The 6,722-nt window shown below is 45.2% G+C and carries 6 protein-coding genes and 1 pseudogene; 5 read left to right on the top strand and 2 right to left on the bottom strand.

Annotated features, from left to right (window positions below; translation table 11 throughout):
• The first annotated feature begins 195 nt into the window (after window positions 1–195).
• The 4 genes and pseudogenes from MK370_RS10710 to MK370_RS10695 all read left to right on the top strand — a co-directional run bounded on the left by MK370_RS10710 (window position 196) and on the right by MK370_RS10695 (window position 3,822).
• Window positions 196–1,254 carry an AAA family ATPase gene (locus MK370_RS10710; protein WP_268685232.1) on the top strand — a complete coding sequence of 353 codons (1,059 nt, stop codon included), beginning with the start codon at window positions 196–198 and terminating at the stop codon, window positions 1,252–1,254.
• A gap of 21 nt (window positions 1,255–1,275) precedes the next feature.
• Window positions 1,276–2,092 (top strand): annotated as a pseudogene (gene pnuC, locus MK370_RS10705) (nicotinamide riboside transporter PnuC).
• 54 nt (window positions 2,093–2,146) lie between these two features.
• On the top strand, window positions 2,147–2,935 hold the full coding sequence (locus tag MK370_RS10700) for an NUDIX hydrolase (RefSeq protein ID WP_268685231.1): 789 nt from the start codon (window positions 2,147–2,149) through the stop codon (window positions 2,933–2,935).
• A gap of 161 nt (window positions 2,936–3,096) precedes the next feature.
• On the top strand, window positions 3,097–3,822 hold the full coding sequence (locus MK370_RS10695; RefSeq protein WP_268685230.1) for a DUF6287 domain-containing protein: 726 nt from the start codon (window positions 3,097–3,099) through the stop codon (window positions 3,820–3,822).
• A gap of 35 nt (window positions 3,823–3,857) precedes the next feature.
• Here the strand turns inward: MK370_RS10695 and dusB are convergent, their stop codons facing one another.
• Together dusB and hslO are read right to left on the bottom strand one after the other, a co-directional pair.
• Window positions 3,858–4,835 carry a tRNA dihydrouridine synthase DusB gene (dusB, locus tag MK370_RS10690; RefSeq protein ID WP_268685229.1) on the bottom strand — a complete coding sequence of 326 codons (978 nt, stop codon included), beginning with the start codon at window positions 4,833–4,835 and terminating at the stop codon, window positions 3,858–3,860.
• Window positions 4,822–5,694 carry an Hsp33 family molecular chaperone HslO gene (gene hslO / locus MK370_RS10685; RefSeq protein ID WP_326845094.1) on the bottom strand — a complete coding sequence of 291 codons (873 nt, stop codon included), beginning with the start codon at window positions 5,692–5,694 and terminating at the stop codon, window positions 4,822–4,824. The genes dusB and hslO overlap by 14 nt, the downstream gene beginning before the upstream one ends.
• Before the next feature lie 117 nt (window positions 5,695–5,811).
• Here hslO and MK370_RS10680 point away from each other — a divergent pair, with 117 nt between their 5' ends.
• On the top strand, window positions 5,812–6,630 hold the full coding sequence (locus MK370_RS10680) for an ADP-ribosylglycohydrolase family protein (RefSeq protein WP_268685228.1): 819 nt from the start codon (window positions 5,812–5,814) through the stop codon (window positions 6,628–6,630).
• The last annotated feature ends 92 nt before the right edge of the window (window positions 6,631–6,722 follow it).

The following is a 6,722-nucleotide window of genomic DNA, read 5'->3' as shown; positions in this document are numbered from 1 at the left end:
TAATTGTCTAACTTTTTGGGGTCAGTACAGATGCTTAAGGCATTAGGTTCTTTTTTTGCGCTTAATACAGTATTAAAGTATCTGAAAAATATTTTTATAAAATTTTATAAAAAACTATTGACAAAATAAAAATATAGTTTATAATAAAAACATAGAAAGAGCAAAAATATAAAAAACAATAAAAAGGATAGGCCTATGAAAGAAAAAATTGCAATCGTATTTGGAACATTTGCTCCCTTGCATCAGGGGCATATTGATTTGATTCAGAAAGCTAAGCGTTCTTATGATAAGGTGCGCGTGGTGGTTTCTGGTTATCAGAAAGACCGTGGGCAGGAAGTGGGTCTGTCTCTGCAGAAGCGTTTTCGATATACGCGGGAGACTTTCGCAGATGATGAATTGACTCAGGTTTATAAGCTAGATGAAACTTCTTTTCCTCGCTATCCTCTGGGTTGGGACAAGTGGCTGCCGGCTTTATTGGAGTTGGTGGGCTATGATTCAGAACGCGAGGAACTGGTTTTCTTTGTTGGTGAGGCTGACTATCAGAAGGAGTTAGAAAAGCGTGACTTCAAAACTTCCTTGCAGGAGCGCCAGTTTGGTATCTCAGCTACCATGATTCGGGAAAATCCTAGTCGTTATTGGAAATATATCGCCCAACCTTTCCGTCGTCACTTTACCAAGAAAGTGCTGATTATGGGCAGCGCCAGCAATGGGAAAACAACCTTGGCTAAGGATTTGGCTCGTTACTATGATGCTCCGGTTAGTCTAGAATATGCTCGAGAATACCAGATTCAAAATAACGTGAGAGACGATGAGCTGACCCCTAAAGACTATTATTATCTGCTCTTGGGACAATATGCTCAGACTTCCCGATTAATTGACAGCAGCGCCAACCGTGGTCTGGTCGTGGCTGATACAAATTCGTTGGTAACCAAGGCTTACTATGATTACTATCTGAAAGAAAGTTCGGTTCAAGACGAGGAAACAGATACTTTTGACAATCTCTTTGCCAGCATCTTGTCCAAGGAAAAATGGGATTTGATTCTCTTTGCTGAGCCGGTCGGCACCTATGTTAACGATGGCTTTCGCGATATGAGTATGGCAGACGAGGCTATACGCAGTGATTTTTCAAGCTATCTGAAAAAGCTGAAAGAGCAGTGCTTGGCTCATATTCCGACGGTCTATCTGGCTGGCAGTTATTTGGACAATTATCAGGCGGCCAAAGAAGCGATTGACATGATTTATCAAGCGGATTAAAAAAGAAAGTGGTAAAATAGAATGGTAGTAAAAAATCAAAAACTCTCTCCTGCAACTCTCTACACAGGACTGAAACAAAAATCTCAAAACTTTGTTCAGAATTTCCGCAATGTCTGTGCGGTAGCTAAAAAAACAAGGTTTTAGCGGCATAGCGAAATTGTTCTGGCAGGATTTATGTGGTGGGCGCAGCTTGACTCAATGGCTCTACTTGCTTGCTCTTTCCAGTCTGCCTTTCATTCTGGAGTTTACCAGTGGTCAGAAGCAGCATGACTGGCTGGGACTCTTTGCTTCCTGGACAGGCATCGTTTGCGTTATTCTAGTAGCCGAGGGACGGGCCAGCAATTACCTCTTTGGAGCGGTTAATTCGGCTATTTACCTCCTATTGTCCTTTCAGGCTAGCTTTTACGGAGAAGTGTTGACTACGGTCTACTTCTTTATCATGCAGCCGATCGGCCTTTATACTTGGCTGTCCAACCGGGTCAATGAACAAGATAAGGAAGAGCCATCTCATTTTGAAGCTAAGAAGTTAGACTGGCGTGGCTGGCTTAAATATTTGGCCTTGACTGCCTTGATTTGGATTGGTATGGGCTTTGCTTATAAGAGCATTCACAGTCACCGGCCTTTCCGTGATAGCGTGACAGATGCGACCAATGGTATCGGTCAGCTTCTCATGACTGGTCTCTACCGCGAACAGTGGATCTTCTGGATTGCGACCAATCTCTTCAGTATTTATCTCTGGTGGGGTAGCAACCTTCATATCCAGGCCATGTACTGGGTCTATACCCTCAATAGTATCGTTGGATGGTATCAGTGGACCAAGGCGGTGAAGAAAGCTTAGACTAAAATTTGAGATTTTTTGATAGAAAAAATAGCTTAGGAAAGGAAGAAACTCATGACCAAACAGGATATCCCAGCGGGAATGTCGGAAAAAGAGTACTATGAAACCATGGCGGATGAGTCCGCCTTTTTGGCATGGTACAAGACACAGGATTTGCCCAAGTACGAGACGCCCAGCGTAACAGCGGATATGGTGGCATACTGCTTCGTGGAAAGGCAGATAAAACTTTTGGTCATCAAGCGCAAGGCCCACCCTTATCAGAATAAATATGCCCTAGTTGGAGGTTTTGTAGACAAGCATGAGGATGCCTATCAGGCCTGCATTCGGGAAGTTAAGGAAGAGGTGGGGCTGGAGATACCGCTGGAAAAGGTGGAACAGCTGATGACTGTTTCTACTCCAGGACGTGATCCGCGCGGTTGGGTCATCACCATTGCCCATCTGGTCTATCTGCCGGCCATAGCAGTAGATCAAGCGCAAGCTGGGGATGATGCCAAGGAAGTCACCTTTCTTGATGTTGACTTTAAGACTAGTAGTTTTAAAGATGGTGAACGGCTCCTGACAGCAGAGGACTTTGCCTTTGACCACTACCAAATCTTGCTGGAATCTATCAAGCGGATTCAGGGGCGACTGGACTGGAATCCAACTTTTCTCCATCTGCTGGAATCACCGTTTACTGTCTATGAAGGGACTGAGCTGGTCAATCTCATCACGCCTAGACGACCTATTGTCAGCAATAATTTTCTAGTGAAATTTGGAGAATATCTAGAGGAGGCAGGCGTCAAGCGCGTGCCAAAGAAGAAGCCGAGAAAAGTGTATCGGCTGAAGGTAGAAAAATCAGATTAAAAGAAAGTTGATCCTATATTTCTCTTGCAGGGCAAAATTGTCCTGTTTTTTCATTCTTAATTACGAATAGATAAGTAGGAGCGTGTTTCTCATGACAAAAGAAGCAGATTGAGAAACAGCATTTCTCCTGAGTAAAAAATTTCTTGAAAAATATTGCATAAATGATTGACATAGTAAACCTGTTGTGTTACAATAATGTTACAAAAAGATTTCTAAATATTACAAGGAGACAAAAGATGAAAACACGTACTTATACAAAAATGATGGCAGCTGCAGTTCTGGCCTCTAGTTTGCTTTTAGGGGCATGTGGTAAGAAAGACGAAAGTACAACAAGTGCTAGTTCTAGCAAGACTGTTCAGACTTCTTCTAGCTCAAAAGCTGCGTCATCCAGTAAGGTCAGCGCTTCTTCAGAAGGAGCAGTTAGCCAGCCTGGACAAGCCGAAATTCCTGCTAATCAGCAACAGTCTACTGTCGAAGCACCTCAAGCCCAACAAACGCAGCCGAAGCAAGCTTCAGGTCGACAAAATACTCAGAGTCAAGCAACTCAACCAGCCCAAGCTCCCGAAAGCAATCGCCAGCTTCAGAATAAACAGGCAGCCAGCAATGCTCGCTATAAAGGTGTCTTGACCATGGTGGATGGGGATTTCTCAGCGGCTGCTGGTACTTGGAAGGATGCCAATGGAAATACTGTGACTGTATCAGGTAATGGTCAATTCACAGTCCAGTCTGCAGATGGGAAGACAGATAATTATTCCATTGCTTCCTACTCTTATACACTGGATGATGGCAAATACAATGCGCAGTTAAGCGGGCAAGGCAATGCCAATCTGCATATTACAACAGGAGCAGATGGTTCAGTAACAAGCGTTGTGGTGACTCAACCCTAAACAAAAAAGGAAGTCCAATTGACTTCCTTTCGTTTTTATTTTTGAATTTGCAGGAGTTCTTCGACTTCAGCTAGACTTTCAGCTTGCGAAATAGCACCGCGGAGTTTGGCTGCTCCGGCAGTACCGCGCAAATAGTGCGGAGCTAGGCCCCGGAATTCGCGGATAGCCACATATTCTCCTTTGAGATTTACCAAGCGGGAGAGGTGTTCATGGGCGATTTTCATCTTGTCCTCGAAGCTGAGGTCTGGAAGGATTTCGCCAGTTTCAAAGTAGTGGTTGATTTGGTTAAAGAGATAAGGATTTCCCATAGCTGCTCGACCTACCATGACGGCATCAGCACCGACTTCCTCGATACGCTGCTTGGCGTCTTGCACGCTGCGAATATCTCCGTTAGCGATGAAAGGAATCTTGGTCAGAGCTTGGGCTACATCGTGCAGGGTCTCAAGGTCGGCATGACCAGTATACATTTGCTCACGGGTGCGACCGTGCATAGCCAAGGCAGAGACTCCAGCGGCTTCAGCTGCCAGAGCATTTTCTACAGCCAGTGAGCTGTCGGACCAACCCGTCCGCATCTTGACTGTCAGAGGAATATCCAGAACGGACTGGACCTTGTTGATGATTTTATAGATTTTCTCAGGATCCTTGAGCCATTTGGCTCCAGCTTCGTTTTTGACGATTTTATTGACCGGGCAGCCCATATTGATATCGACAATATCGGTTTTAGTGTTTTCTTGGATAAATTCCGCTGCGCGGGCTAAGCTGTCCTCGTCGCTACCGAACAGTTGGATAGAAACTGGGTTTTCTCCCTCATCGATATGAAGCATGTGGAGGGTTTTTTCGTTGTTATACTGGATGCCCTTGTCAGAGACCATTTCCATCACGACCAGGCCTGCTCCCAGCTCTTTGGCAATGGTCCGGAAAGCAGAGTTGGTTACGCCGGCCATAGGTGCCAGAACTGTGCGGTTGGGAATTTCAACATTCCCAATCATAAAAGGGGTATTAAGATTTGTCACGAATCAGTTCCTCCAGGTCGTTTTGGTCAAAGTGATAGGCAGTCTGGCAGAATTGGCAGACGATTTCAGCTCCTTGGTCTTGGTCACGCATCTCTTCTAAGTCAGCCTTTGGCAGGGTAGCCAAGGCATTCATGAAGCGCTCTTTACTGCAGTCGCACTGGAAGCGGATTTCCTCTTCAGACAGGCGTTTGTATGGCTCATCACCATAGATGGCAGCCAGCAGAGCTTCGATATGGTCATCGGATTCCAGCAGTTTTGAGATAGCAGGCATTTCTTGGATCCGCTTCTCAAAGCGGGCGATTTCAGCTTCTTTGGCACCAGGCAGAACTTGTACCAAGAAACCGCCAGCAACCTTGACTCTATCATTCTCATCCAAGAGGACGTTGAGACCAACTGCGGAAGGTGTTTGCTGGCTTTCGGTCAGGTAGAAAGCTAGGTCTTCGCCGATTTCTCCAGAGATGAGAGGAGTCATGGAGTTGTAAGGATTGCCCGTACCATAGTCCGTGATGACGAGGAATTCTCCTTGGCCGACAAAAGGACCAACTAGAACCTCACCGGTGGCAGTCTTTTTGATATCTACACCAGGATTTTGCACATAGCCTTTGACATTACCCTCGGTATCTGCCACTGTGATAATTGCGCCTAGTGAGCTGGTCCCGAGGACCTTGACGGTAATCTTGGTCTGGCCTTTTTCATTTGCAGCCAAAATTTGACTGGCAATCAGTGTGCGGCCAAGTGCAACGGTAGAGCTTGCTTGAGTTTGATGTTTTTCTTGAGCGGTCCGAACCGTCTCTGTGCTATCCAGCACATAAGCACGGAAAGAACCATTTTCTGAGATAGTTTTGATAATTTTGTCCATACCTTTTATTTTAACACAAAATAGAAAAACAAGCGCGAGGCTGCGCTTGTTTTTTGGGTTAGGAAGAAATTTAATATCAAAAATAGTATAATAAAATAAAAAGCAGAGGAGGCTGGCATGAACCAATCTTTGAAAGCGGCAGTCTATGGTTTGGCGGTAGCTGATGCATTAGGAGTTCCCTACGAATTTCTAGCCCGAAGCAGTTTTAAAGCGATTGAGATGGTGGGCTATGGCAGCCATCAGCAGCCAGCTGGAACTTGGTCAGATGATACTAGCCTTGTTTTGGCGACCTGTGATTCTATCAGGGAAAAAGGTAAGATTGACCCTGCCGATATGCAGCAGCGGTTTAAAAATTGGCTCTTCGAGGGAGCATACACACCAGATGGTTTGACTTTCGATGTAGGAAATGCGACTCGCGAAGCATTGACAAGGGGACACGGTCTATCTGATGAATATTCCAATGTAAATGGTTCTTTGATGCGGATTCTGCCCCTAGCCTTTACGGCAGCTAGTCCGTCTGATATTGAAGCTGTTTCCAGTATTACACATGCCCATGCGACTTCCGTAGAAGCCTGCCAGCTTTATGTGGATATTGCTCGTAGGCTCTTAAAAGGCCAGCAACTACCGGAAATATTATCAGGCTTAGAGACTAGCAAAACCTACGCTCGTTTGCAAACTTTAGCAGAGCTGACCGAAGATGACATTCGCTCTAGTGGCTATGTGGTGGATACTTTGGAAGCAGCACTTTGGTGCTTACTGACTAGCGCTTCCTATCCGGAAACTGTCCTGAAAGCTGTTAATTTGGGCGACGACACTGATACAGTAGCTGCAGTTGCTGGCGGCTTGGCTGGTATTATCTATGGTTTGGAAGGGATTCCTGACAACTGGTTAGCCCAGCTGCGCAATAAAGGACTGTTGCAAAATTGCTTGTTTTAAAGGGATAATCGGAAGACAGGACTGTATTGATCATTTAAAAACTAAAACATTAAAAGAGCCATCTTGTACTGACCCCAAAAAGTTAGACAATT

The organism is Streptococcus sanguinis (assembly GCF_026781265.1).
GTDB classification, from domain to species: domain Bacteria; phylum Bacillota; class Bacilli; order Lactobacillales; family Streptococcaceae; genus Streptococcus; species Streptococcus sanguinis_T.
Note: the sequence above shows the minus strand (reverse complement) of the source record. Positions and strands in the feature narration are given on the sequence as shown.